Source organism: Baekduia sp. (assembly GCF_035318805.1).
Lineage (GTDB): Bacteria > Actinomycetota > Thermoleophilia > Solirubrobacterales > Solirubrobacteraceae > Baekduia.
The window spans coordinates 37,502-61,870 of record NZ_DATHDY010000050.1 but is presented as its reverse complement, the minus strand read 5'-3'; the positions used below and the strand labels follow the sequence as shown (position 1 = coordinate 61,870).

25 protein-coding genes are annotated in these 24,369 nt (G+C 72.9%); 15 read left to right on the top strand and 10 right to left on the bottom strand.

What is annotated here, in order from left to right:
• The 5 genes from VK501_RS11915 to VK501_RS11895 all read left to right on the top strand — a co-directional run.
• Nucleotides 1-1,204: proton-conducting transporter membrane subunit (locus tag VK501_RS11915; protein WP_324337637.1), on the top strand; the 1,204-nt coding region annotated here is incomplete at its 5' end.
• Nucleotides 1,201-2,736, top strand: a complete 1,536-nt coding sequence (locus VK501_RS11910; protein WP_324337636.1) for an NADH-quinone oxidoreductase subunit M — start codon at nucleotides 1,201-1,203, stop codon at nucleotides 2,734-2,736. The genes VK501_RS11915 and VK501_RS11910, both read left to right, overlap by 4 nt.
• A 20-nt stretch (nucleotides 2,737-2,756) precedes the next feature.
• A complete protein-coding gene (locus tag VK501_RS11905) occupies nucleotides 2,757-4,286 on the top strand; it encodes an NADH-quinone oxidoreductase subunit N (RefSeq protein WP_324337635.1) in 1,530 nt (509 codons plus the stop codon).
• Between the two features lie 46 nt (nucleotides 4,287-4,332).
• Nucleotides 4,333-4,794: an Rrf2 family transcriptional regulator gene (locus VK501_RS11900; protein WP_324337634.1), complete on the top strand. Its 462-nt coding sequence runs from the start codon at nucleotides 4,333-4,335 to the stop codon at nucleotides 4,792-4,794.
• Nucleotides 4,791-5,795 (top strand): hypothetical protein, encoded by a 1,005-nt coding sequence (locus VK501_RS11895; RefSeq protein ID WP_324337633.1) that lies wholly within the window; start codon nucleotides 4,791-4,793, stop codon nucleotides 5,793-5,795. The genes VK501_RS11900 and VK501_RS11895 overlap by 4 nt, the downstream gene beginning before the upstream one ends.
• Nucleotides 5,796-5,801: 6 nt before the next feature.
• Here the strand turns inward: VK501_RS11895 and VK501_RS11890 are convergent, their stop codons facing one another.
• From VK501_RS11890 to VK501_RS11875, 4 genes are read right to left on the bottom strand one after another with little or no spacing between them, the layout of a single operon-like run.
• Entirely contained in the window at nucleotides 5,802-6,809 is a 1,008-nt protein-coding gene (locus VK501_RS11890; RefSeq protein ID WP_324337632.1) for a sulfate/molybdate ABC transporter ATP-binding protein, read from the bottom strand.
• The gene (gene cysW, locus VK501_RS11885; protein ID WP_324337631.1) at nucleotides 6,806-7,612 is read right to left on the bottom strand and encodes a sulfate ABC transporter permease subunit CysW; all 807 of its coding nucleotides are present in this window, start codon (nucleotides 7,610-7,612) and stop codon (nucleotides 6,806-6,808) included. The genes VK501_RS11890 and cysW overlap by 4 nt, the downstream gene beginning before the upstream one ends.
• Nucleotides 7,602-8,447, bottom strand: coding sequence for a sulfate ABC transporter permease subunit CysT (cysT, locus tag VK501_RS11880; protein ID WP_324337630.1), 846 nt, complete (start codon nucleotides 8,445-8,447; stop codon nucleotides 7,602-7,604). Before cysT ends, cysW begins: the two co-directional genes overlap by 11 nt.
• On the bottom strand, nucleotides 8,444-9,469 hold the full coding sequence (locus VK501_RS11875) for a sulfate ABC transporter substrate-binding protein (protein WP_324337629.1): 1,026 nt from the start codon (nucleotides 9,467-9,469) through the stop codon (nucleotides 8,444-8,446). Before VK501_RS11875 ends, cysT begins: the two co-directional genes overlap by 4 nt.
• A gap of 232 nt (nucleotides 9,470-9,701) precedes the next feature.
• On the opposite strand from VK501_RS11875, the gene VK501_RS11870 reads away from it, so the two are divergent.
• From VK501_RS11870 to VK501_RS11835, 8 genes are all read left to right on the top strand, one after another.
• Entirely contained in the window at nucleotides 9,702-11,300 is a 1,599-nt protein-coding gene (locus VK501_RS11870) for an FAD-dependent thymidylate synthase (protein WP_324337628.1), read from the top strand.
• A gap of 267 nt (nucleotides 11,301-11,567) precedes the next feature.
• Nucleotides 11,568-12,347 (top strand): ACP S-malonyltransferase, encoded by a 780-nt coding sequence (locus VK501_RS11865; RefSeq protein WP_324337627.1) that lies wholly within the window; start codon nucleotides 11,568-11,570, stop codon nucleotides 12,345-12,347.
• Entirely contained in the window at nucleotides 12,347-13,420 is a 1,074-nt protein-coding gene (locus VK501_RS11860) for a beta-ketoacyl-ACP synthase 3 (RefSeq protein ID WP_324337626.1), read from the top strand. Before VK501_RS11865 ends, VK501_RS11860 begins: the two co-directional genes overlap by 1 nt.
• A complete protein-coding gene (locus tag VK501_RS11855) occupies nucleotides 13,407-14,093 on the top strand; it encodes an SDR family oxidoreductase (RefSeq protein WP_324337625.1) in 687 nt (228 codons plus the stop codon). The genes VK501_RS11860 and VK501_RS11855 overlap by 14 nt, the downstream gene beginning before the upstream one ends.
• Before the next feature lie 34 nt (nucleotides 14,094-14,127).
• Nucleotides 14,128-14,379, top strand: coding sequence for an acyl carrier protein (locus tag VK501_RS11850; protein WP_324337624.1), 252 nt, complete (start codon nucleotides 14,128-14,130; stop codon nucleotides 14,377-14,379).
• Complete coding sequence (locus VK501_RS11845; protein WP_324337623.1) at nucleotides 14,380-15,558, top strand: beta-ketoacyl-[acyl-carrier-protein] synthase family protein; 1,179 nt, start codon at nucleotides 14,380-14,382, stop codon at nucleotides 15,556-15,558.
• Between the two features lie 65 nt (nucleotides 15,559-15,623).
• Nucleotides 15,624-16,985, top strand: a complete 1,362-nt coding sequence (locus VK501_RS11840) for an acyl-CoA carboxylase subunit beta (RefSeq protein ID WP_324337622.1) — start codon at nucleotides 15,624-15,626, stop codon at nucleotides 16,983-16,985.
• Nucleotides 16,982-17,611: a TetR/AcrR family transcriptional regulator gene (locus tag VK501_RS11835; protein ID WP_324337621.1), complete on the top strand. Its 630-nt coding sequence runs from the start codon at nucleotides 16,982-16,984 to the stop codon at nucleotides 17,609-17,611. The genes VK501_RS11840 and VK501_RS11835 overlap by 4 nt, the downstream gene beginning before the upstream one ends.
• A 98-nt stretch (nucleotides 17,612-17,709) precedes the next feature.
• Here the strand turns inward: VK501_RS11835 and VK501_RS11830 are convergent, their stop codons facing one another.
• From VK501_RS11830 to VK501_RS11805, 6 genes are all read right to left on the bottom strand, one after another.
• Complete coding sequence (locus VK501_RS11830) at nucleotides 17,710-18,318, bottom strand: PilZ domain-containing protein (protein ID WP_324337620.1); 609 nt, start codon at nucleotides 18,316-18,318, stop codon at nucleotides 17,710-17,712.
• An 89-nt stretch (nucleotides 18,319-18,407) separates the two neighbouring features.
• Nucleotides 18,408-19,241 carry an enoyl-ACP reductase FabI gene (gene fabI / locus VK501_RS11825; protein WP_349261003.1) on the bottom strand — a complete coding sequence of 278 codons (834 nt, stop codon included), beginning with the start codon at nucleotides 19,239-19,241 and terminating at the stop codon, nucleotides 18,408-18,410.
• A 50-nt stretch (nucleotides 19,242-19,291) separates the two neighbouring features.
• Nucleotides 19,292-19,525 carry a CDGSH iron-sulfur domain-containing protein gene (locus VK501_RS11820; RefSeq protein ID WP_324337618.1) on the bottom strand — a complete coding sequence of 78 codons (234 nt, stop codon included), beginning with the start codon at nucleotides 19,523-19,525 and terminating at the stop codon, nucleotides 19,292-19,294.
• Nucleotides 19,522-20,544 carry an iron-containing redox enzyme family protein gene (locus VK501_RS11815; RefSeq protein ID WP_324337617.1) on the bottom strand — a complete coding sequence of 341 codons (1,023 nt, stop codon included), beginning with the start codon at nucleotides 20,542-20,544 and terminating at the stop codon, nucleotides 19,522-19,524. The genes VK501_RS11820 and VK501_RS11815 overlap by 4 nt, the downstream gene beginning before the upstream one ends.
• A 30-nt stretch (nucleotides 20,545-20,574) precedes the next feature.
• Nucleotides 20,575-21,708, bottom strand: coding sequence for a carboxylate-amine ligase (locus VK501_RS11810; protein WP_324337616.1), 1,134 nt, complete (start codon nucleotides 21,706-21,708; stop codon nucleotides 20,575-20,577).
• Between the two features lie 55 nt (nucleotides 21,709-21,763).
• Nucleotides 21,764-22,621: a 3-hydroxybutyryl-CoA dehydrogenase gene (locus VK501_RS11805; protein ID WP_324337615.1), complete on the bottom strand. Its 858-nt coding sequence runs from the start codon at nucleotides 22,619-22,621 to the stop codon at nucleotides 21,764-21,766.
• A gap of 45 nt (nucleotides 22,622-22,666) precedes the next feature.
• Between VK501_RS11805 and VK501_RS11800 the strand changes: the two genes are divergently transcribed.
• The gene (locus VK501_RS11800) at nucleotides 22,667-23,617 is read left to right on the top strand and encodes a hypothetical protein (protein ID WP_324337614.1); all 951 of its coding nucleotides are present in this window, start codon (nucleotides 22,667-22,669) and stop codon (nucleotides 23,615-23,617) included.
• Nucleotides 23,618-23,627: 10 nt separating this feature from the next.
• Nucleotides 23,628-24,275, top strand: coding sequence for an HAD family acid phosphatase (locus VK501_RS11795; protein ID WP_324337613.1), 648 nt, complete (start codon nucleotides 23,628-23,630; stop codon nucleotides 24,273-24,275).
• Nucleotides 24,276-24,369 lie beyond the last annotated feature (94 nt).

The following is a 24,369-nucleotide window of genomic DNA, read 5'->3' as shown; positions in this document are numbered from 1 at the left end:
GATCGCCCGCATGCACCCGCTCTTCGAGCAGTCGGCCGCCGCGGCCGACGTGGGCACGATCATCGGCGTCGTCACGCTCTTCGTCGCCGCGACGATCGCGATGGTCGTCACCGACCTCAAGCGCGTCATCGCCTACTCGACCATGTCGCAGATCGGCTACATGATCATGGCGGTGAGCTCCGGCGCCTACGTCGCGGGCATGTTCCACCTGATGACGCACGCCTTCTTCAAGGCGCTGCTGTTCATGGCGGCCGGCTCGCTGATCAGCGCGATGGGCGGCAACCAGAACCTCGACGACATGCGCGGCTTCCGCAAGGCCATGCCGTTCACGTTCCTCTGCTTCGTCGTCGGCGGCCTGGCGCTGTCGGGCGTGCCGCCGTTCTCGGGGTTCTTCTCCAAGGACGAGATCCTGCTCGTCGAGGCCGCCCAGGGCGGCTGGCACTGGGTGCTCTACGTCGTCGGGTACGTCGTGGCGCTGATGACCGCGATCTACACGTGGCGCATGATCTTCCGCGCCTTCTGGGGCGAGCCGGTCGAGCCCGCCCGGGAGCTCGAGCAAGGGCACCTCTACCACGCGCCGCAGCCGACGAACCCGGCGACCGGCGAGGTCGAGGACGCCGACGTCGGCTTCCCCGGCCCCGAGCACCACATCGCCGAGTGGGCACTGCCGATGAAGCTGGCCATGGGGTCGCTCGCCCTGCTGGCGACCGTCGGCGGGATCGTCCTGGTCCCCAAGACGACCACGTGGTTCGACACCTTCCTGGAGCCGAGCTTCGAGGGCTCCTCGGTCGTCGTCGACCCCAGCAACGGCCTGCTGGTCGCGGGCCTCGTCATCGGCGCGGCGCTCGGCCTGCTGGGCATCTTCATCGCCTATGCCATCTGGGGTCGCGCCGAGGGGCAACTCGCCGTGCGGATGCGCGAGCGCGTCCCCTACCTGCACCGCTTCTTCGTCAACAAGTGGTACTTCGACGAGGCGATCGACCTCGTGGTCGTCCGCCCCTTCGCCTGGTTCGGCCGCTTCGGCCAGCAGACGTTCGAGCGGATCTTCGTCAACGGCACCCTGGTCGGCGGCAGCTCGAACCTCGTCCGTGCCGGCTCGGCCGCGGTGCGCGCGCTGCAGTCCGGCTTCCTGCGCGCCTACGCGGCGCTGCTGCTCGTCGGCGCCGGCGGCGTGATCCTGTACTTCCTCCTCCAGTCCTCGTGAGCCTTCCCCTCTCCATCCCCCTCTGGCTGCCGGCCGCCGCCGCGTTCATCGGGCTGTTCCTGCCCGGCGTCGCCTCGCGCGCCCTGGCCATCCTCGGCGCCCTGGGCACGTTCGCGTGGACCATCTGGGCGATCGCCGACTTCGAGCGCAACGCGAAGGGGCTGCAGGACGTCACCGACGCGATGTGGATCAAGCCGCTCGGCATCCACTACAAGCTGGGCATCGACGGCCTGAACCTGTTCCTCATCGCGATGGCCGCGTTCGTGTTCCTGATGTGCATCGTGTGGGCGGCTCGCAGAGCCGGTCCCGCCCTCCCGCGGCCGCAGCAGTTCTTCTTCTTCTTCGGCGTCGCCGAGAGCGCCGTGCTCGGCGCGCTGATGGCCCAGGACCTGGCGCTCTTCGTCCTGTTCTTCGACCTGATGCTGCTGCCGTTCCTGTTCCTCACGGGCATCTGGGGTCCCGAGGGCACGCGCATCGCGGCCATCACCAAGCTGTTCATCTACACCCTGGTCGGCTCGCTGCTGATGCTCGCCGCGGCGATCGCCACGGGCGTGCTCGTCTCCCAGCAGACCGGCAACGACCTCAGCTTCGCGTTCAGCGACCTCGCCGCCTCGCCGCTCGGCAAGGGCTCGCAGGAGTGGATCTTCCTCTGCTTCGCGGCCGCGTTCCTGGTGAAGATGCCGGCCTTCCCCTTCCACGGCTGGATGCCCGACGGCTACGGCAACATGCCGCTGCCCGTGCTGGCCGTGTTCTCGGCCGTGCTGTCGAAAGTGGCCGCCTACGGCTTCCTGCGCGTCGTGCTGCCGATCTTCCCCGACGCGTCCGCGCACTTCCAGACGCTCATGCTGATCCTGGCGCTGTGCTCGATCATCTACGGCTCGGCGCTCGCGTTCACGACGACCAGCATCCGGCTCGTGCTCGGGTACTCGTCGATCGCCCAGCTCGGCTTCATCGTCCTCGGCGTGTTCGCGCTGAACACCGACGGCGCCCAGGGCGCGATCCTGCAGGCGGTCAACCACGGCGTCGTGGTGGCGCCCGCGTTCGTGATCGTGGCCTACCTGGCCGAGCGCGCGCACGGCTCGGAGGACCTCCGCGACATGGGCGGCGTGGCGTTCCGCGCCCCCGTGCTCGCCGCGCTGTTCCTCATCGTCACGCTCGCGACGCTCGCGATGCCCGGGTCCTCGAACTTCGCGGGCGAGTTCCTCATCCTGCTCGGCGTCTTCCACTCCAAGCTGGTCATCTGCTGCATCGCCTTCACGGGCGTCGGGATGGCCGCGGTCTACGCGCTGCGGCTCTTCATCCGCACGATGCACAACCGCGTCGGCCCCGAGGTCGTCTCGCGCGACATCACGTTCGGAGAGGGCGTCGTGCTGGTGCCGCTCGTCGCGGTGATCGTCGCGCTCGCCTTCTACCCGCAGATCGCGCTCAAGAAGGGCGAGCGCTCGATCACGCAGTCCGTGCAGGCCGCGAGCCAGATCTCGGGCTCCGCGCCGCAGACGGCAGCCCGGCCGACCGCCCAGCCCACGCCTTGACCGTGACCCACCTCGCCCCCATGCTCGCTGCCGCCGTCTCCACCCCCAAGATCGACTGGGCCGGCGTCTCGCCGATCCTCGCCCTGCTGGGCGGGTCGCTGATCGTCCTGATGGCGGGGCTGCTGCGCGGCCGGTTCATCCGCGAGCAGCTCGTGCCGTTCTTCACGGTCGTCGCGTTCGGGGCGAGCATCGGCCTCGGCGTCTGGCAGTGGGACGAGGCCAAGGACCTGTTCGTCGCCAAGGGCTCGCACGGCGCGATGCGCCTCGACGACCTGACGCTGATGATCGCCTTCATCGTCAGCGTCACGGGCATCGGCGCGACGCTGCTGTCGTGGCGGGCGCTGGCGCCGCGCGAGGCGGCCCACGGCGAGTACTTCGCGCTCATGCTGACCTCCGCGGCCGGCATGGTCATCCTGGCCGCCGCGCAGAACCTGGTCACGCTGTTCCTGGGCCTCGAGCTGCTGTCGATCCCGCTGTACGTGCTCTGCGCGACCGAGATGCGCCGCGAGCGCTCGCTGGAGTCGGGGCTGAAGTACCTCATCATCGGCTCGGTCGGCTCGGCCACCTTCCTCTACGGCCTCGCGTTCATCTACGGCGGCACCGGCGCCACCGACTTCGCCGACATCGCGGGGTCGATCAGCGGCGACATCGCCAAGGACCCGCTGCTGCTCACCGGCATCGGCCTGACGATCGTCGGCCTCGGCTTCAAGGCCTCGGTCGCGCCGTTTCACCAGTGGACGCCCGACGTCTACGAGGGCGCGCCCACGCCCGTCACCGCGTGGATGGCGGTCGCGACCAAGGCCGCGGCGTTCGGCGCGCTCGTGCGCATCTTCGACGTCGCGCTGATCGACGCGCACGACGTGTGGGCGCCCGCGGTCGCGGCCCTGGCGGCGATCACGATCATCGTCGGCAACGTCGGCGCGCTCGGGCAGTCGTCGCTGAAGCGCCTGATGGCGTGGTCGTCGGTCGCCCAGGCCGGCTACCTGCTGGCCGGCGTCATCGTCGTGACGCGCCTCGGCGTGCAGGCCACGATCTTCTACCTCGCGATCTACCTGATGATGAACATGGCGGCGTTCGCGGTGATCATCGCCCGCGAGCGCGAGACGGTGCTCGGCGACGACATCTCGGCGCTCAACGGCATCGGCGCGACGCGTCCGCTGCTGGCCTGGCCGATGACGCTTGCGATGCTCTCGCTCGCCGGCCTGCCCGCGACCGCCGGCTTCATCGGCAAGTTCACGCTGATCGACGCGGCCGCCGACGGCGGCTACACCTGGCTCGGCATCGTGATCGTCGTCGGCTCGATGATCTCCCTCGGCTACTACCTGCGCGTCGTCGCGGCCATGTGGATGCGTCCCGCCACGGGCGCCGAGCTCGTGACCCCCGACGGCGCACCCCGCCTGGCCGGCGCCGACCCCGCCGTCGAGCGCGGCGACTGGGAGGTCACGGCCGTGGCCGTCCTCGCGGGCGCCGCGATCGTCGTCTTCGGCGTGATCCCGTCGCCGCTGCTGAACCTGGCGGCGGACGCGGGCCGGTCGCTCGGGCTGTTGTAGGGCACGCCACGCCGCGCCCTTCCGACGCGTCTGGAACGATGCGCCGGTGCGCATCTCCGCCAAGGCCGACTACGCGGTACGGGCAGCGATCGAGCTCGCGAGCCAGGGGACCGAGCGCCCCACCAAGGGCGACGCGGTCGCACAGGCCCAGGGCATCCCGCTGAAGTTCCTCGAGAACATCCTCGCCGACATGCGCCACGCCGGGCTGATCACCAGCCGCCGCGGCGCCGAGGGCGGCTACTGGCTGGCCCGCCCGGCCGAGGAGATCACGGTCGCCGACATCATCCGCGCGGTCGAGGGCCCGCTGGCGTCGGTGCGCGGCGGCCGCCCCGAGGACGTCGAATACGCCGGGAGCGCCGAGCCGCTGCAGCGCGTGTGGATCTCGGTCCGCGCGAGCCTGCGCTCCGTGGTCGAGAACGTCACGCTCGCCGACCTCGCCTCGGGCACGCTGCCCAAGGACATCGAGGCGCTGGCCAAGGACCCGGAGGCGTGGGTGACGCGCCGGTGAGGCGCGCTTTCGCGGCGCTGGCCGTCGCGTGCGCGACGGCCGGGCTCACCGCTCCCGCCGCGAGCGCCGGGCCCGACGCCACGCTGCAGGCGACCGTCGGGCCGGCGGGCGCCGTGCCGGCGCCGCGTCCCGGCCCCACCACGCTGCGCCTGCGCATCTCGCTCCCCGAGGCCCCGCAGCCGTCGCCGTGGACCACGCTGACGCTGACGCTCGATCCGGCGCTCAGGCTGACCGCCCAGCCCGAAGGCGCGACGATCGGCAGCCAGACGTCCGGGCTGGGCATCGGCACGACCGGCTTCCCGCAGGCCGGCGGCCAGCGCTGCGCGGGCTCGGGCCCGATCACCCAGGCCGCGGCCGGTGGCTACGGGATCCGCTTTCAGACGACGACGGCGACGGGCTGCGCGGCACCGATGGACTACACCTTGCCCGCCACCGCGGCGTTCGGCGCGACGGGCACGACGCTCACGGTCACCACGCCCGCCGAGCTGCGCCACCCCGTCGCGGGCATCGACGCCGTCGTCGATGCGCTCGACCTGCACTTCGACTCCGGCGTGGCGCTGAGCTCGTGCCCGGCCGGCGGCCAGCTCACGTTCGTCGCCACGCTCGTGCACGAGGACGGGTTCTCGGGCTCCGCGGGCGCGTTGGTGCCCTGCCGCCCGGCGCTCCAGCCGCTGAAGGTGACCCCGCGCCTCACGCTGCGCGCCGCGCGCCACCGAGACGGCCGGGTGCTCGGCGAGCTGCTGGCGCTGCGCGCCGCCCCCGGCCTCGCGGCCGGCATCGTCGAGCTGCGCTGCGACGTCGGCTGCGCCAAGCAGCGGCTGGGCAAGCGCACGCTGACCGGCCACGAGCACGCGCCGCTGCTGACGCTCGCGCACCCGCTGCGGGTCACCGCCAAGACGCGGGTGTCGGTCCGCGTGACCGACGCCGACGGCCGGCGCGCCGCCTACGCCTACAAGTTCGTGCACACCGAGGCGGGGCTGGTCGCCCGCACCGCGGGCTGACCCGGGCTACGCCGCGGCGACGGAGCCCGGGTCCCCAGGCTCCGGCCCGGCGCTCGCCGCGACCGGCGTCACGGACCCGCCGCCGTCGCGCCGCACGTACACGATGTCGCCCGGCGTGAGCTCCAGCTGCTCGGCCTCGTTGCGCGTCAGCTGCGCGGCCACCGTCCCGTCGCCGGCGAGCTGCAGCTCCACGCGGACCTCGAAGCCGAGGTGCACGACGCGCGTGACCTGCGCCTCGACCGCGCCGTCGTCGGGGTCGATCCGCAGGACGAGGTCGTGCGGGCGCACCAGCCCACCGCCGAGGCGGGCCACCGGGCCCAGGAAGCCCATGACGAAGTCGTTGGCGGGCGCGTCGTAGAGCTCTCGCGGCGCGCCGACCTGCTCGATCCGCCCGGCGTTGAGGACGACGATCCGGTCGGCCAGCTCCATCGCCTCCTCCTGGTCGTGCGTGACCAGGACGGTGGTGACGTGGACCTCCTCGTGCAGGCGCCGCAGCCACGCGCGCAGCTCGGCGCGGACGTTGGCGTCCAGGGCCCCGAACGGCTCGTCGAGCAGCAGCAGCTTCGGCTCGATGGCCAGCGCGCGGGCGAGGGCCATGCGCTGGCGCTGGCCGCCCGACAGCTGCGACGGGTAGCGGTCCTGGTAGCCGGCCAGCCCGACGATGCCGAGCAGCTCGTCGACCTTCGCCGTGACCTCGGCCTTCGGGCGCTTGCGCACCTTGAGCCCGAACGCCACGTTCTCGCGCACCGACAGGTGCTTGAACGCCGCGTAGTGCTGGAACACGAAACCGATGTCGCGGCGCTGCGGCGGCAGCGTCGTCACGTCGACGTCCTCCAGGACGACCCGGCCCTCGTCGGGCACCTCGAGCCCCGCGATCACGCGCAGGAGCGTCGACTTGCCCGACCCCGAAGGCCCGAGCAGCGCGGTCAGCGACCCCGGCGCGATGTCGACCGAGACGTCGCTCAACGCCGCGAAGTCGCCGTAGTGCTTGGAGACGGAGGACACGGAGATCATCGGGCATCACCCTTGCGTTGCAGGACGGTCATCGCGAGCAGCGTGGCCAGCGCGATGACGGCCAGGAGCGCCGACGCCGCGTAGGCGCCGGCCAGGTCGAAGTTGGAGAAGCGGTTCTCGACGAGCAGCGGCAGCGTGATCGTCTCGCCGGCGATCTTGCCCGAGACGACGCTGACCGCGCCGAACTCGCCGATCGCCCGCGCGGTCGAGAGCACGACGCCGTAGGCGACGCCCCAGCGGACCGCCGGCAGCGTGATGCGCCAGAAGGTCTGCCAGCGCGTGGCGCCGAGCGTCGCCGCGGCCTGCTCCTGCTCGTCGCCGATCTCGCGCAGCACCGGCACGACCTCGCGCACGACGAACGGCAGGCAGACGAAGATCGTCGCCAGCACCATGCCGGGCAGCGAGAAGATGACCTGGATGCCGGCGTCGCTCAGGGTCGGGCCGAGCCAGCCCTGGCGCCCGTAGAGCAGGATCAGCGACAGGCCGATGACGACCGGCGAGATCGCGAACGGCAGGTCGATCAGCGCCTCGAGCACGCGCTTGCCACGCACGCGCGAGCGCACGAGCACGAGCGCGGCGACGATCCCGAACGCGGTGTTGAGCGGCACCGCGATGGCGGTGATCTCGATCGTCAGCCAGAAGGCGTGGACGGCCGCGGGCGTCGTGATCGACGACCAGACCGCGCCGATGCCGGGCTCGAACGTCCGGTAGAGCACGATTCCGATCGGGACCAGCAGCAGCAGGGCCAGGTAGCCGAGCGCGAGGAAGCGGACGGAGAGCCGGCCCGCGCGGCTAGTGGTCATGGCGGTCGCCCCAATACTCGATGAAGCGCAGCGCGATGAGCATCGACAGCGACACGGCGAGGAGCACGACGGCCACCGCCGCGGCCCCGCGCGTGTTGTCGCTCTCGATCTGCTTGAAGATGAAGACCGACGACACCTGCGTGTCGAACGGCTTGTTGCCCGAGATCAGGACGATCGAGCCGAACTCGCCCACCGCGCGGGCGAACGACAGCGCCGCGCCCGACAGGATCGCCGGGACGAGGTTGGGCAGGATGATCCGCCGGAAGATCGTCAGCGGCCGCGCGCCCAGCGACGCCGCCGCCTGCTCCATGTCCTCGTCGAGCTCGATCAGCACCGGCTGCACCGCGCGCACGCCGAACGGCAGCGTCACGAACAGCAGCGCGAGCGCGACGGCGAGCTGCGTGAAGGCGAGGTTGACGCCGACCGGGCTCGTCGGCCCCCACAGCGCCAGCAGCGTGATGCCGGCGACGATCGTCGGCATCGCGAACGGCAGGTCGATGACCGCGTTGACGATCCGGCGGCCCGGGAAGCTGTCGCGCACGAGCGTCCACGCGATGGCCAGCCCCGCGACGGCGTTGATCGCCGCGACGGCCACCGACACGACGATCGTGAACCGCAGCGCGGCGACGGCCTGCCGGCTGGAGACCGAGTCCCAGAACGCCGACAGGCCGCCGTCCAGCGACTTGGCCGTCACCGCCGCGAGCGGCAGGAGCACGATCAGGCTCAGCCAGAGCGTGACGATGCCGAGGCCGATCCCGCCCACCCCGCCGGACCGTGCCGCGGTCCGGCGGCGGCGCCGGGCGGGCGCCTCGGAGGTGACGGCCGCGGTGCTCACTTCGCCGTGGAGACGCCCGCGTCGTCCTCGATCTTGGCGACCGAGCCCTTCTCAGGGTCGAACAGCTCGTCGTTGACCTTCGACCAGCCGCCGAAGTCGTCGATGGTCTTGACCGTGCCCGGGTCCGGGAACTTGGCCTTGTTCTTGTCGAACACCGCCTGGTTGACGGGCCGGTAGCCCCAGTCGGCGAAGTGCTGCTGGGCGGCGTCGCTCAGCGTGTACTTCACGAAGGCCTTGCCCGCAGCGCCGGTCGCGCTGGTGGCGGCGATCGGGTTCTGGATCAGGAACGTGTCGTCGGGCTGGACGAGCTCGATGCCCTTCTCGCCCTTCTTGACGGCCGTCGTGTACTCGTACTCGTAGGAGATGAGGACGTCGCCCTCGCCGCCGGTGAACGTCTGCAGCGCCTCGCGACCGGACTTCGGCTGGACCGGCACGTGGTCGGTGATCAGCTTCTTGACGTAGTCCAGCCCACCGTGCTGGAAGGCGCCCATGATGTTCCACTTGGCCGCGCCCGAGGTGAACGGGTTGGGCGTGACGACCTTGACGCCGGGCTTGAGCAGGTCGTCCCAGCCGTGGATGCCCTTCGGGTTGCCCTTGCGGACGACGAACGAGACGAGCGACGTGGTGACGAAGCCGCCCGTGCCGCCGTCGGCCGTGGTCTGGTCGACCCAGTCGGCCGGGACGAGGCTCTCCTTGACGAGCTTGTCGACGTCGGGCGCCAGCGAGAAGGCGACGATGTCGGCCTTCTGGCCCGCGGCGACCGCGCGGCTCTGCTCGCCCGACGCGCCGTAGGACGTCTTGAACGCCACGCCCTTGCCCTCGGGCGTCTTCTGGAAGTCGGGGATGATCTCGTCGTAGACGACCTCGGGGGTCGAGTACGCGACCAGCGACAGCGACGACGTGCTCTTGCCTCCGCTGCTGGCGCTGGCGTCAGACGAGCTGCTGTCGTCCGACGCCCCGCCGCAGCCGGCGGCGACCAGCGCGGTCACGGCCAGGAGGGAGAGCAGGATCTTGGGCTTCACGGGGTCGAACCTCCAAAAGGGGGTAAACGCGGTCGGGTTTCGGAGGTTCGGCAGTGTACACGAAGCCGGGTGGAGTGATGGGAATAGTGGTGATCGAACCGGTGGACAAAGTGCAGAAGGCGTGGAGATGGGGGACAGTCCCCGCCGCCGTCGCGGCGGCGCGACGACCGCCTCGGAGGGGGACTGTCCCCATCGGCGCGCCGCCGGGAGGCTCGCTAGCATCGCCCGCCCCGTGGACTACCCCGTCGAGACCTTCACCGAGGACGAGCGCGCCCGCCTCGCGCCGCACGTCACGAACCTCGACCGCCCGGTGTTCGCGCTGGTCAACCTGCCCGAGACGCTGAAGGGCGCGCTGTTCGCGCGCTACTCCCGCTACCAGGGCACGCTGCGCCGCCTCTATCTCGACGAGTTCGCCGAGGGTGCGCCGGAGGGCGACCTCGAATCGGACCCACCCACCCACGGCGTCGAGGGCAAGCGCGCCGCCGACCTCTACGAGCGCATCTTCCTCGGCTACGGCGACGACTCCGTCGCCCAGCTCGGCGGCATGCACGTCGCGGCCGAGTGGACGTCCAACGTGCTCACCAAGGTGCTGCAGCGCCCGCGGCTGGCGGCCTACCTGGAGCAGTCCACGCGCTACATCGCCTACGACACGCCGATGCCGGGCGGCGAGTACCGCTACTACCGCGACCCGTCGCTGGGCGCCGGCTACGCGGCGGCGATGGACGACATCTTCGGCGTGTACTCGCGCTCGCTGCCCGCGGTGACGGCGTGGCTCGACGGGCAGTTCCCGGGCGACGCTTCCCCCGCGCGCACACGCGCGATCCAGGCCAAGGCCTTCGACCTGCTGCGCGGGCTGCTGCCGGCCTCGTCCCTGTCGCACATGGGCATCTACGCGTCGGGGCAGAGCTACGAGCAGCTGATCCTGCACCTGCTCGCGCACCCGCTGCCCGAGGCGCGCGTCTACGGCGCCGGGATCCTCGACGCCGTGCAGGCCGTGATGCCCTCGTTCGTCACGCGCGTCGAGCGGCCCGACCGCGGCGGCGACTGGATCTCCTACCTGCAGGAACGCGACGCCGGCGCGGCCCGCTGGGTGCAGCGCCTCGGCCTCGACGGCGCCGAGATGCCCGCCGGCGACCGCGCCTCGGTGCGCCTGCTGCACGTCGACGGCGACGAGGAGGCGCTGCTGGCGTCGCTGCTCTTCGAGGCGTCGGGCGTGAGCGAGGACCTGACGCGCACGCGGCTGTCGGCCCTGTCGGGCGACGAGCGTGCGCGGCTGCTGGCCGACCTGGTCGGGGAGCGGCGCAACCGCCGCCACCGGCCCGGCCGCGGGTTCGAGGCGCTGCGCTACCGCTTCGAGGTCGTCACCGACTACGGCGCGTTCCGCGACCTGCAGCGCCACCGGATGCTCACCGTGCAGTGGCAGCAGCTCACGCCGCATCTCGGCGCCGAGGTCCCCGAGGAGCTCGACGGCGCGGGCGTGGGCGACGAGGTCCGCCGGGCGTTCGCGGTCTCGCGCGACGCCTGGCAGGCGCTTGTCGACGCGGGCCAGGACCGCGCCGCGCCGTACGCGCTGTCGCTCGGCTACCGCATCCGCTACGTCCTGGACCTCAACGCCCGCGAGGCGATGCAGCTCATCGAGCTCCGCTCCGGGCGCGAGGGCCACCCGAGCTACCGCGCGGTCGCGCACGAGATGCACCGCCAGATCGCCGAGGTCCACCCCGCGGTCGCGGCGGCGATGGTCCATGTCGACCACGACACCGAGCCGCGCCTGGAGCGCATCCTGTCGGAGATGCGCACGCAGGCAAAGCTCGAGGCGCGCTCCGGCGCGTAGAGCACCGCGCGTAGCCCATCTCGGTGATGGCCCGCCGGGCCACCCGCTACCGTCATCGCGGCGCATCGCCCACGCCCGGAGCGTCGCGGGCCGGGGCCGCCGCGCCGTGGGCGGGCTTCAGATGCCTGAACGGGTGACCCCCGCGCGATTCGACACTCTCGACACCGTCTGTCGAGATGGGGAAACCATCGAGCCCGTACGCGCTACGTATGGTCGGTGCCTTCGATTGCCGCAATCTTCCCCGGGCAGGGGAGCCACGCCCCGGACATGGACGAGCCGTACCGCGGCCTGCCCGCGTTCGAGCGCGGTCTGGAGCTGCTCGACTTCGACCCCTTCGAGCGGCTCGACGAGGGCACCCGCTACCAGCAGCCCGCGATCTTCTTGTGCAGCGTCGCCGCCTGGGACCTCTGGCGCGAGGACGCGCCCGACGAGGCCGCCGAGGTGCGCGCCGCCGCCGGCCACTCGCTCGGCGAGTACGCCGCGCTGGTCGCCGCCGGCGTCCTGGCCTTCGACGACGCGGTCGGCCTCGTCGCCGAGCGCGCCGCCGCGATGGCCGACGCCGGCGACCTGCAGGACGGCTCGATGGTCGCCATGCTCGGCGGCGACGACCACGCCATCCGCGCGCTCGCGCGGCGCCTGTCGCTGACGATCGCCAACGACAACGCGCCGGGCCAGCTCGTGCTCTCCGGCGCGTCCGACGCGGTCGCGCAGGCCGAGGAGCTCGCCCGCGACGAGGCCGGCGCGCGCGCCCGTCGCCTCCCGGTCTCCGCCGCCTTCCACTCGCCGCTGATGCAGCCGGCCGCCTCGCGCCTCGCGGCCGCGCTGGAGCGCATCGACATCGGCGTCGCCGCCTTCCCCGTGTACGCCAACGGCACCGCGTCGCCGTTCACCGACGTGCGCCGCGAGCTGAGCGAGAACCTGCTGCGCGCCGTGCGCTGGCGCGAGACGATGCTGGCGCTGCGGGCCGCGGGCATCGAGCGCTACGTCGAGCACGGGCCCGGCGCGGTGCTCACCGGTCTGGTCAAGCGAACCTTGGCGGCGGCGTGATGCAGGCGGCGACGGTCACCGACACGACGACGACCACCCGCACCGAGCCCGCCCCGGCGACGACGCCGGCGGCGACCCCGCGTACCCGCTTCCGCCGCCCGCTGCCGCGCGGGCTCACCGCCGGCCTGTTCGGCGTGGGCGCCGCACTGCCCGAGCGCGAGATCGACAACCATCACTTCGAGGGCCGCCTCGAGACCAACGACGCCTGGATCGTCCGCCGCACGGGCATCCGCACGCGCCGCTGGCTCGACGAGGGCGAGCCGCTCGCGCCGCTGGCCGCCCAAGCCTGCGCCGCCGCCCTGGCCGACGCCGGGCGCACGCCCGACGAGGTCGACCAGGTGATCGTCACGACGATCACCCCCGACCGGATCACGCCGGGCCTCGCCCCCGAGGTCGCGCGGCTGATCGGCGCCCACGGCGCCGCGGCGGTCGACCTCAACGCCGCCTGCGCCGGGTTCCTGTACGGGTTGGACCAGGCGGCCGCGCTGGTCGAGACCGGGCGCGCCCGCGTCGTCGTGGTGTGCGGCGCCGAGGCGCTCAGCCGCCTGACCGACACCGAGGACCGCGGCACCGCCGTGCTCTTCGGCGACGGCGCCGGCGCCGTGGTCGTCGCCGCCGGCGAGCTGGACCGCGGCGTCTCGCGCTTCGTCCTCGGCTGCGATCCCGCGCAGGGCGACCTCCTCTACGCCGACAACGTCGACCGCAAGCTCCGGATGGAGGGCCGCGAGGTCTACCGCCACGCCGTCGCACGGATGACCGAGGCGACGCTCGCGGCGCTCGAAGCGACCGGCCTCACCACCGACGACCTCGACCTCTTCGTCGCCCATCAGGCCAACTCGCGCATCATCGAGGCCGCCGCCCACGAGCTCGGCGTGCCGCACGAGAAGCTCGCGATCAACGTCGACCGCGTGGCCAACACGTCGTCGGCGTCGATCCCGCTCGCGCTCGCGCAGGCCGAGCACGACGGGCTGCTGAAGCCCGGCGCCACGGTCGCCCTCGCCGCCTTCGGCGCCGGCTTCGTCTGGGGCGCCGGCATCGTGAGCTGGAAGGAGCGCCGGTATGTCTGCGCCTGAGGGAGCGGTCGCCCTGGTCACCGGCGGCACCCGCGGCATCGGCGCCGCGATCGCCGACCGGCTGCGCGCCGACGGCTTCACCGTCGTGACGCTGGGCCGCAACGGCAACGGCGCCGACGTGCGCGCCGACGTCGCCGACCCCGCCGCGGTGCAGGCGGCCTTCGACGAGGTCCGCGAGCGCTTCGGCCCCGTCCTCGTCCTGGTCAACAACGCCGGCATCACCGCCGACGGGCTGGCCATCCGCATGCCCGACGCCGACTGGACGAGCGTCGTGGACACCAACTTGAACGGTGCCTTCAACTGCACCAAGCGCGGCCTCGAGGACATGTTGAAGGCCCGCTGGGGCCGCATCGTCAACGTGTCCTCGGTCGTCGCCGAGCGCGCCAATGCCGGCCAGGCCAACTACGTCGCCTCCAAGGCGGGCCTGCTGGGCTTCACGCGCGTCGTCGCGCGGGAGATGGGCAAGCGCAACATCACCGCCAACGCGATCACGCCCGGCGTGATCGAGACCGACATGACCGCCGAGCTGAACGGCGACCTCGCCGGCGCGGTGCCGGCCGGCCGCATCGGCAAGCCCGAAGAAGTGGCGTCGGCGGTGAGCTTCCTCGTCAGCGACGAGGCGGCCTACATCAACGGAGCCACCCTGGCCGTCGACGGCGGCCTGGGCGCCTAGCCAAGAACCCGAACATCAGGAGCACGACACCACCATGGCAAGCCAGCAGGAGATCCTCGAGGCCATCCGCGCCGAGCTGTCTGCGATCAAGGTCCCGGACGCCGACACGGCGCAGCCCGACACGACGTGGGAGCAGCTCGACGTCGACTCGCTCGACCTCGTCGAGCTCGTCAAGGCGCTCGAAGACCGCTTCGACGTCCAGATCGCGGACCCGGACCTGAAGGGCATCGCGTCGGTCGGCGACGCGATCACGCTCGTCGAGCGCCTTCAGACCGCAACGGCGTAGATGGACGGCATCGTCGTCACCGGGAGGGGCATCGTCTCCTCGGTCGCCACCGGCGCGGACAACTTCTTCGACGCGCTGCTCAACATGCAGGGCGGCATCACCGATGAAGGCGTCGCCCCCTGCGCCGAGTTCGACGCGGAGACGGTGATGAGCGCCAAGGAGGCGCGTCGCAACGACCGCTTCACGCAGCTCGCCGTCGGCGCCGCCGACGAGGCGGCCGCCGAGGCCGGCCTCATGGGCGAGGTCGAGCCGTCGCGCGTCGGCGTGATCGTCGGCACCGGCGTCGGCGGGCTCACCACGCTCCAGAAGGAGTGCGAGGTCTGGCTCGAGGGGGGCGACCGCGCGGTCTCCCCGCTGTTCGTGCCGATGATGATGCCCAACGCCGCCGCCGGCCAGGTCGCGATGCGCCTCGGCGCACACGGCCCCGGCTTCTCGGTGGCGTCGGCGTGCGCGACCGGCGCCCACGCGATCGGCGAGGCCAAGCGCATGATCGAGCGCGACGAGGTCGACGTGGTCGTCGCCGGCGGCACCGAGGCGGCGCTCGTCGGGCTGTGCCTGGCGGCCTTCCGCAAGATGGGCGCGCTCTCCCGCGAGGGCGTCTCCCGGCCGTTCGACGTCAAGCGCGACGGCTTCGTGATGGGCGAGGGCGCGGCGGTCCTGGTCCTCGAGCGTGAGGCGCACGCCCGGGCGCGCGGGGCGAAGATCCTCGGCCGCGTCACCGGCTACGGCGCGTCCAACGACGCCTTCCACATCACCCAGCCCGAGGAGAATGGCCGCGGCGCCATCGAGGCCATGAAGGCCGCGCTCCGCGACGCCGACCTCTCCCCGTCCGACGTCGGCTACGTCAACGCGCACGGCACGAGCACGCCGTTCAACGATCGCATCGAGGCCAAGGCCATCAAGAAGGTCCTCGGCGAGGACGGGCCGCCGGTCTCCTCGTGCAAGGGCGCGATCGGCCACACCCTCGGCGCCGCCGGCGCGATCGAGGCGCTGGCCTGCGTGGAGGCGCTGCGCCGTGGCGCGCTGCCGCCCACGCTCGGCCTCGAGGAGGTCGACCCCGAGTGCGAGGCCGACCACGTCGCGGGCGCCCCCCGCGAAGCGCCGGACCTCAAGGTCGCCATGAGCAACTCCTTCGGCTTCGGCGGCCAGAACGCAAGCCTCGTCCTCCAGGCGGCCTGATACCCAATGAGCTCGGCACTCAGCCGCCCAACCCCCGCGCGAACCTTCGAGAACGGAGCTCCGGCATGAGTGCGGTCTTCGACGTCCTTCCCGAGCACCTCGCAGCGCGAGCCCGTCTCGAGCTGCTGTTCGACGCCGGCACGTTCCGTGCCATCCGCTCCGCGGTCGGCGACGGCGTGCTGTCGGGCTCCGGGCGCGTCCAGGGCCGCGCCGTCTGCGCGTGGGCCCAGGACGGCTCGTTCAAGGGCGGCTCGCTGGGCTCGGCGGGCGGCGAGACGATCGCCCGCACGATCCAGCGCGCCGACTCCATGGGCGTGCCGGTCGTCGGCTTCCCGCACTCGGGCGGCGCCCGGCTGCAGGAGGGCGTCGCGGCGCTCACCGCCTACGGGTCGATCTTCCGCGCGCAGGCGCTGGCCCGCGTCCCGATGATCAGCGTCATCTCGGGCCCGTGCGCCGGCGGGGCCGCGTACTCCCCCGCGCTGGGCGACTTCGTCGTCATGACCCAGGACGCCGTGATGTTCCTCACGGGCCCGAAGATCATCGAGCGCGTCACGCGCGAGCAGATCTCGGCCGCCGACCTCGGCGGTCCGAAGGTGCACGGCACGAACGGCGTCTCGCACATGGTCGCCCGCGACGACGTCCACGCCGCCGAGCTGGTCCGCGAGCTGCTGACCTTCCTGCCGAACACGATCGGCGCCGGCACGCCGCTCGTGCCGCCGGTCGACGCCCCGAGCGGCGACCCGAGCGACGCGCTGCCGGACTCCGACCGCCAGGTCTACGACGTCCGCGACGTCGCGGCGGCGGTGCTCGACGCGGGCACGCTGTTCGAGCTCGCGCCCAAGTGGGCGCGCAACCTCACGGTGGCCTTCGGCCGCGTCGAGGGCCGTGCCGTCGGCGTGATCGCCAACCAGGCCCGCTACCTCGGCGGCTGCCTCGACGCCGCCGCGGCCGAGAAGGGCGCGTGGTTCGTGAACATGTGCAACCGCTTCGGCATCGCGCTCGTGGTGCTCTCCGACACGCCCGGGTTCCTCCCGGGAGCCATGCAGGAGCAGGCGGGGGTGCTGCGCCACGGCGCCTCGCTGCTGCGCGCCTTCGGCGCCGCGACGGTGCCCCGCGTGACCGTGACGCTGCGGCAGGCGTATGGTGGAGCGCACATCGTCATGAACTCCCGCGACCTCGGTGCCACCCTCACCCTCGCCTGGCCGGACGCCCGGATCGGCGTGATGGGCGCGCGGCAGGCCGTCGAGCTGGTGCGCCGCCGTGAGATCGAGGCGGGCGCCGACGCCGCAGTGCTGGCCGAGGCCTACGAGGCCGAGCACCTCCCGGTGCGCATCGCGGCTGCCGCGGGGTTCGTGGACGAGGTGATCGCGCCGTCCGAGACGCGCGACCGGATCGCCCACGTCCTCGAGCTCGCCGGCACCGCGTGACCCACGACGGCGAGCCGCTCATCAGCGAGTCGCGCAACGCGACCGAGGAGGCCATCCTCGACGCCGCGCGCGACGCGCTCGCCGACACCGAGTACCGCCGCCTGACGATGGACGTGATCGCGCGGCGCGCGTTCACCAGCCGCACGGCGCTGTACTTCTACTTCCCCAACAAGCGCGCGCTGATCGATCGCCTGATCCTCCGCGCGTTCCTGGACATGTACGAGGCGGCCTCGCCGTATCTCGACGGCGCCGGCGACCCGCGCGCCGAGCTGCGCCGCGGCCTGGCGCGCACCGTCAAGGTGATCGACCGCGACGCCCACGTCCTGACGCTGGCCGCGATGCTCTCCGGCGAGGAGGACCGCCTGCCGCCGCAGTGGGCGCCGTACGTCGTGCGCTTCGTCGAGGGCGCCACCGCGCGGATCGCCCGCGACCAGGCGCGCGGCATCGCTCCCGCCGACATCCCGCCACGCCTCGCGGCGCAGGCGCTGCTGGCGATGGTCGAGCGCCACGTCACGCTCGAGCTCATCCAGGGCGGCGGCGACGCGCACCAGTCGATCCGCGTGCTCGCCGAGCTGTGGTGGCGCGCCGTGTACTCCAAGCCGGCCGAGCCGCCGCCGGCGGGATAGGGCTAGGAGACTATGTCGCTATCGCGACTGGGGACCCACCTCCGGCGGCGACGGCTGGCCGTCGTGGGCCTCGGCCTCGCCGGCCGCCTACGGCACCCCTAGCCGCCCCGCCGGCCGCCGGCCCGGGCCGCGTCGTCGCGGTCGGCCTTCTCGGCGAAGCGGCGGGCGAGCGCCGCGCGGATGGACAGCACCATCGAGTCGATGTGGTGCTCGGCGGCCGGATCCAGCTCGGTGAAGCGGATCCCGGTGCCCTTGTCGTGGACGCGGACGATGACGCCGCGCGCCGTGACGACCGTGTCCTGCGGCATCGAGATCTCGACCTCGACGGCGCCCGCGGCGCCGCCGAACGTCTTGCCCTCCAGCAGCGCGCCGCCGGCCGAGAGGTTCACGGTCGTGGTCGCGTGCGTCGCCCCGGCGGCGCCGACCTGCACGGGCAGTTGGACGTCGAGGCGCGGCGAGGCGCGCAGGTTGTCGACGCGGCCCTCGCGGTTGGCGTGGAACGCGACGGTGCCCTGCGGCGCGCGCTCGGCGTTGCCGTGGAGCACGACGAGGTGGCCCTGGTGCTGGAACGAGATCTGCGCGGCCCGGGGCAGCAGCCCGGGCGTCGCGTCACGCGGATCGCGCGGCAGCAGCCAGGCCACGTCCTTCGAGGTCGCCGCGACGATCGCCGGCATCGGCCGCACACCGACGCTCAGGGTGGCGGGCATGAAGTCGTGGATTCGACGCACCGCTGTCCATACTCCCAAACCGGGCGGCGGTCCGCTCGCCGCTCCCTTACGGCGTTAGGCCTCAAACGTCAGGCCTCGCCCGCGGCGGCCGCCGACTCCTGGGCGGCGACGACCGCGGCTCCGTGGACGCCGAGCGCGTGGAAGCCGCCGTCGACGTGCAGGATCTCGCCGGTGACCGCCCGGGAGAGCGAGGAGAGCAGGAAGAGGCAGGCGTCGGCGACCGGCTCGGGGTCCGTGAGGTCCCACTTCAGCGGCGCGCCCTGCTCCCAGGCCTGCGCGAGGACGTCGAAGCCCTCGATCGCGCCGGCGGCCATCGTGCGCAGCGGCCCCGCGGCGACGAGGTTGGACCGGATCCCGCGCGGGCCGAGGTACTGCGCGAGGTACCGGTTCACCGACTCCAGCGCGGCCTTCGACACGCCGGCCCAGTCGTAGATCGGCCACGCCTTGGTCGCGTCGAAGTCCAGTCCGACCAGCGAGCCGCCGTTCTCGGCGCGTGCCAGCAGGTCGGCGAACGCGGCGCCGAGCGACTTCAGCGAGAACGCGCTGATCTCGAAGGCGCTGGTCGCCGAGGCCACCGGCGCTTCCAGGAAGCGCCCGCCGAGCGCGTCGCCGGGCACGAAGGCGATCGCGTGCAGCACGCCGTCCACGACGCCCCAGCGCTCGTCCAGCTGCGCGGCGACGGCGGCGATCTGCGCCTCGTCGGTGACGTCGAGCTCGAGGACGTCGGGCGGCGTGGGGAGCCGCTGGGCCATCCGCTCGGTCAGGCGCAGCGCGCGCCCGAAGCCGGTCAGGACGATCTCGGCTCCCTCCTCCTGCGCGCGCCGGGCGACCGAGTACGCGATCGAGCGGTCCGTCAGCACACCGGTGATCAGGAGCTTCTTGCCGTCGAGGAGAGCCATCACCCCATCCTTACCGACCGACCGCCTTCGGGTTCCACGGGTTCGACGCAGGATCACCCAGATGTCGAAGATGGCGGCGGCTGGGCCTCGCTGGCCGCGCGCCAGTTCGTGACCTTGTGCGTCCCGTCGCAGAACGGCTTGCGCCGCGACCGGCCGCAGCGGCACAGCGCGATCGTGCCGCCGCGGACGTCGATCTCCTCGCCCTCCTGGTCGGTCAGCGTGAACGTCCCGCGCACCAGCAGCGGACCGTCGCGGTAGGGCGTGATGCGGGCGCCGCCGGAGCTCATGCCGCGACCGCCTCGCCCAGCGGGCTGCGCAGCGCGCTGCCGCCCGCCTTCCAGGCGTCCATCAGCGCCGTCGCCCACCGCCCTTCGAGCTCCACGAGCGCCCGTGCGCCGAACAGCACGTCGCCGACCAGCGCCGGCTCCTGGCGCACGAGCCCGCCGGCGAGGTCGACGGCCGCGATGTTCTCGTGGATCGCGTCGGCGGTCACGTGCTCGTCGTAGAACTCGGTCGCGCGCCGGGCGCGCACGCCCAGGCGGCGCAGCGCGGTCGCGTAGCGGCGGTTGGGGATCGACGACGTCATCTCGAAGAGCGCCAGGTGGCCGACGATCGCGCCGCGGTGGCGGCGGTGGAGGCCGAGCAGGGACATCAGGTTGACGGTGGCGAGCGTCACGCCGGGGAGCACGTCCATGTAGGCGCCGTAGCTCGGGTCCAGCCCGAGCTCCTCCATCGTGTCGGCGAACAGCCGCGCGTGCATGCGCTGCGGGTCGCCGCCGCCGTACTCGTCGGTCTGCACCTCGATCAGCGCGGCCTTCGGCCCGCCCCACAGGCGCGGGATCGCCCACGAGTGCGGGTCGGCCTCCTTGAGCTGGTAGGCCGAGCGGTGCACGACGAGCTCGGTGAACTGCTTCAGCGTGCCGTGGCGCTCGAGGTGGCACGAGAGCGACGGCGCCTCGTCGGCGTCGGCGATCGCCCGCAGCGCGAGGTCCATGGTCGCGGCATCGGCCTCCGGCGGCGACCAGCCGGCCAGCGCGGCGCGCACGCCGGCCTCGAAGATCGCCTCCAGCTCGGCGCGCAGGGCGAGCAGGCCGGGATCCCACTCCCAGCGCTCGTCGACGCCGTCCAGGCCGCGGTAGTGCAGCTCGTAGCACGCGTACAGCGCGAGGTGGAGGTCGTCGTCGGCCAGTGGGTCGGCGGGCGCGGGGACGGCGACGGCGGACGCGGGCAGCGATCCCGGCGCGCGGCGCAGCGCGTCGAGGACCGCCTCGGACAGGGATCCGCGCGGGGTGGGCAGAGCGGGCATGCCAACGGACCTACCCGACGCGGAGCGCGATCAGGCGCCGAGAAAGCGGTCAGCGACCCAGCCGACCACCGCCCGCGGGCCGCCGTCGCCGGCGACCTCGCGCACCAGCGCGGCGCGCGGGCGCTCCACGAGGTCGCGGGCATCGCGCAGCTCGGCGGCGCAGCCCAGGCGCCGTGCCGCGGGCGCCAGCGCGTCGAGCAGGCCGTGCAGGTGGTCGCGCATCGGCCGCACCGCGCCGGTGTGGACGTCGATCCACCGGCCCTCCACCCCGTGCCGGCACGCCGACCAGCGGTTCTCGCCGATCTTCCAGGTCGGCGCGGCGCCGAGCGCCTCGCCGGCGTCGAAGCGCTCGGCGAGCGTCGCCACCAGCGCGTGCACCACGGCGCCGAGCGCCGCGGAGTCCCCGACCGTGGCCTGCGCGTCGGGCACCCGCACCTCGATCGTGCCGTGCAGGTGGTGCAGGCGCGCCTCCCACCACCACTGGCTGGGATCGGCGAACGCGCCGGTGTCGCGGCCCCAGGCGAACGCCTCGGCCAGCGCCTCCCAGGTCGGCACCGCGGGCGGCACGCCCTGGCGCGGCAGCAGGTCGCAGACCTTGGGCCGCACCGACGCCAGGCCGGTGTCGCGGCCCTCGTAGAACGGCGACGCCGCCCCGAGCGCGGCGAGCGCCGGGAGCTGCTCGCGGACCGCGTTGTAGACGGCCAGCGCGCGGTCGGCCCCGGCGACGGCGACGTGGACGTGCAGGCCGAAGACGAGCTGGCGCCGCGCGATCATGCCGTACTCGCCGGCGATCGCGTCGTAGCGCACGCCCCCGTTCAGCTCGCCCTCGGCGGCCGCGAACGGGTGGATGCCAGAGCCCCCGACGCGCGCGCCGGCCGCGCGGGCGGCCGACGCCAGGACGCGGCGCGCCTCGCCCAGCGCGGCGGCCGCCTCGCCGACCGTGGCCGCGACCGGCCCCGCGATCTCTAGCTGTGCCGCCGGCAGCTCCTCCTTGAAGCGCGCGTCGCCGCGAAGCCGCGCCAGCACGGCGGACGCCACCGGAAGCAGGTCGAGCGTCGCGGCGTCCAGGAGCATGAGCTCCTCCTCGAGCCCGACGGTCATGGGACGCTCGGCCTGAAACGGCGCGCGGAGGCGCTCGACGTCGGCGTTCGTGGTGGCGGCCACCCTCGATATGTCCCCGATCATGCGCCTCGTCACGCTTGCCGGAGCGCTCCGGCGACTAGCCGGCGTAGGCGTAGAAGCCGCGGCCGGTCTTGCGGCCGTGGTGGCCGGAGACGACCATGCGCTTCAGCAGCGGCGGCGGTGCGTACTCGGGGCGCTTGAACTCCTCATAGAGCGAGTCGCAGACCGCATAGAGGACGTCGAGGCCGATGAAGTCGCAGAGCGTCAGCGGCCCCATCGGGTGGCCCGCGCCGAGCTTCATCCCCTGGTCGATGTCCTCGCGGCTGGCGAAGCCGTCCTCGTACATCCGCACCGCCGCCATCAGGTACGGGACCAGCAGCATGTTGACGATGAACCCCGAGCGGTCCTTGGTCCGGATCGGCGTCTTGCCGATCGCCTGGACGAAGGCCTCCGCCTTGCCGACCGTCTCGTCGGAGCTGTCGAGTCCGACGACGACCTCGACGAGGTCCATGACCGGGACCGGCGAGAAGAAGTGCAGCCCGACGACACGCTCCGGGTGCTCGGTCCAGGACGCGAGCTGCGCGATCGGGATCGACGAGGTGTTGGACGCGATGATCGAGGAGGCGGGCAGCAGCTCGTCCAGCGCGCGGAAGATCGAGCCCTTGACCTCGGGGTCCTCGAACACCGCCTCGATGACGATCTCGGAGTCCTTCAGCGCCTCGACATCGGTGTGGAACGAGATGCGATCGGTCAGCGCCTGCGCCGCCTCCCGATCCATCTTGCCGCGCGCCACGGCGCGATCCAGCGACGTCGACAGGCGCGCTCGCGACCGGTCCAGCGCCGCCTGCTCGGGCTCGTGCAGGCGCACGCGGGCGCCCGCGCGCGCCGCCGACTCCGCGATGCCCGAGCCCATGAAGCCCGCGCCGATCACCCCGATGTCCCCCGGTTCGCTCATGGCCGCCACGTTATGACATGACCCGCAACGGGGCATGATCGGACGGTGCAACCCGACCTGGTGCGGCGCCGGCGGCTCACCGCCCTTGCGGGCGTGGCCCTGCTGGCCGGGCTCGCCGGCGCCGTCGCGGGGGCCGGCGCCGGGGACGGCGGCCGCGATGCCGGCGGCAGCGCAGCCGGCGCAAAGGCGACCACGGTCGCGGTGCGGCCCAACCACCTGCCCGGCGGCGGACGGCGCCTCTTCCCGGACCGGCGCGTCGTGGCGTTCTACGGCAACCCGCGCGACGACGAGCTCGGTGCGCTGGGCATCGGCACGCCGAGCCGGGCCGCCCGGCGGCTCGTCCGGCAGGCCATGCCGTATGACCGCGCGTCGCGCCGCGTGCTGCCCGCGATGGAGCTGATCTCGACGGTCGCCACCGCCGCGCCCGGGCGGTCGGGCCTGTACCGCGACCGCATGGCCTTCTCGACGATCCGCCGGTACCTGAAGGCCGCGCGCCGCGTGGAGGCGCTGCTGATCCTCGACGTCCAGCCCGGCCGCGGCGAGTTCGGCCCCGAGATCGAGCGGCTCGAGCCGTTCCTGCGCGAGCCCGACGTCGGCCTCGCGCTCGACGCCGAGTGGCACGTCGGGCCCGACCAGCTGCCGGGCAAGGTCATCGGGTCCACCGACGCCGACGTCGTCAACTCCGCGGCGCGCTTCATGGCGCGCCTCGTGCGCGAGCGCAACCTGCCCGACAAGCTGCTGCTCGTGCACCGCTTCACCGACGACATGATCGCCCGGCCGCAGCGGCTGCAGCAGTTCGCGGGCGTGCGGACGGTCGTCAACGTCGACGGCTTCGGCTCCAACAGCGTGAAGATGGCCAAGTACAGGAGCTTTGTCGCCGGCACGCCGCGCATGGGCCGCGGCTTCAAGCTGTTCTACAAGGAGGACGTGCAGACGATGACCCCACGGCAGGTCATGGCGCTCACGCCACGGCCCGACGTGGTCGTCTACGAGTAGCCTGCCGGCGGTGACCCGCCTCTCGCTCCGCGCCCTCGCGCTCGCCGCCGTCCTCGCGCTCGTCCTCGCCGCCGTCGCGTCGGCCGCGACCGTCAGGACGTCGGCCACGCCCGCCCAGCTGCGCGCCGGCAAGGTCGCCTACGACAAGGCGATCACGGCCGGCTTCGCCAAGGCCACCAAGCAGCTCGACGCCCAGCTGAAGAAGCACCCCAAGAAGCCGACGGTCGTCCTCGACATCGACGAGACCACCATGTCGAACTGGACGTGCCTGGACGCCGTCGACTTCGACCTGATCGGGATCGCGAACTGCGTCGTCGGCGGGACGTCGGTGGCCTACCCGGCGGCCAAGGCCTTCATCAAGCATGCGCGCGCCAGGAAGGTCGCGATCGCGTTCGTGACCGGCGCGCCGCAGCTCGTCTGCGCCGGCCGGCGCCAGAACCTGGTCGCCCAGGGCATCACGGCGCCGTTCACGCTGGCCTGCCGCCCGGCCGACGACCACGCCGACACGCTCGTGCCCTACAAGAGCAAGGCGCGCAAGGCGCTGCAGAAGGCGGGCGCGACGATCGTCCTCAACGTCGGCGACCAGCAGAGCGATCTGGCCGGCGGCGCTGCCAGGGCCACCGTGAAGCTGCCGAATCCCGTTTACACGAGCGCGTAGGCCCGGGCGTAGGGGCGCCCCACGCGAGCGCTGGTCTTGGCGCGCGTCGTTCGGGCGTGAACGAAGATCCGGGTCGCTTCGTGCGCAATTATTC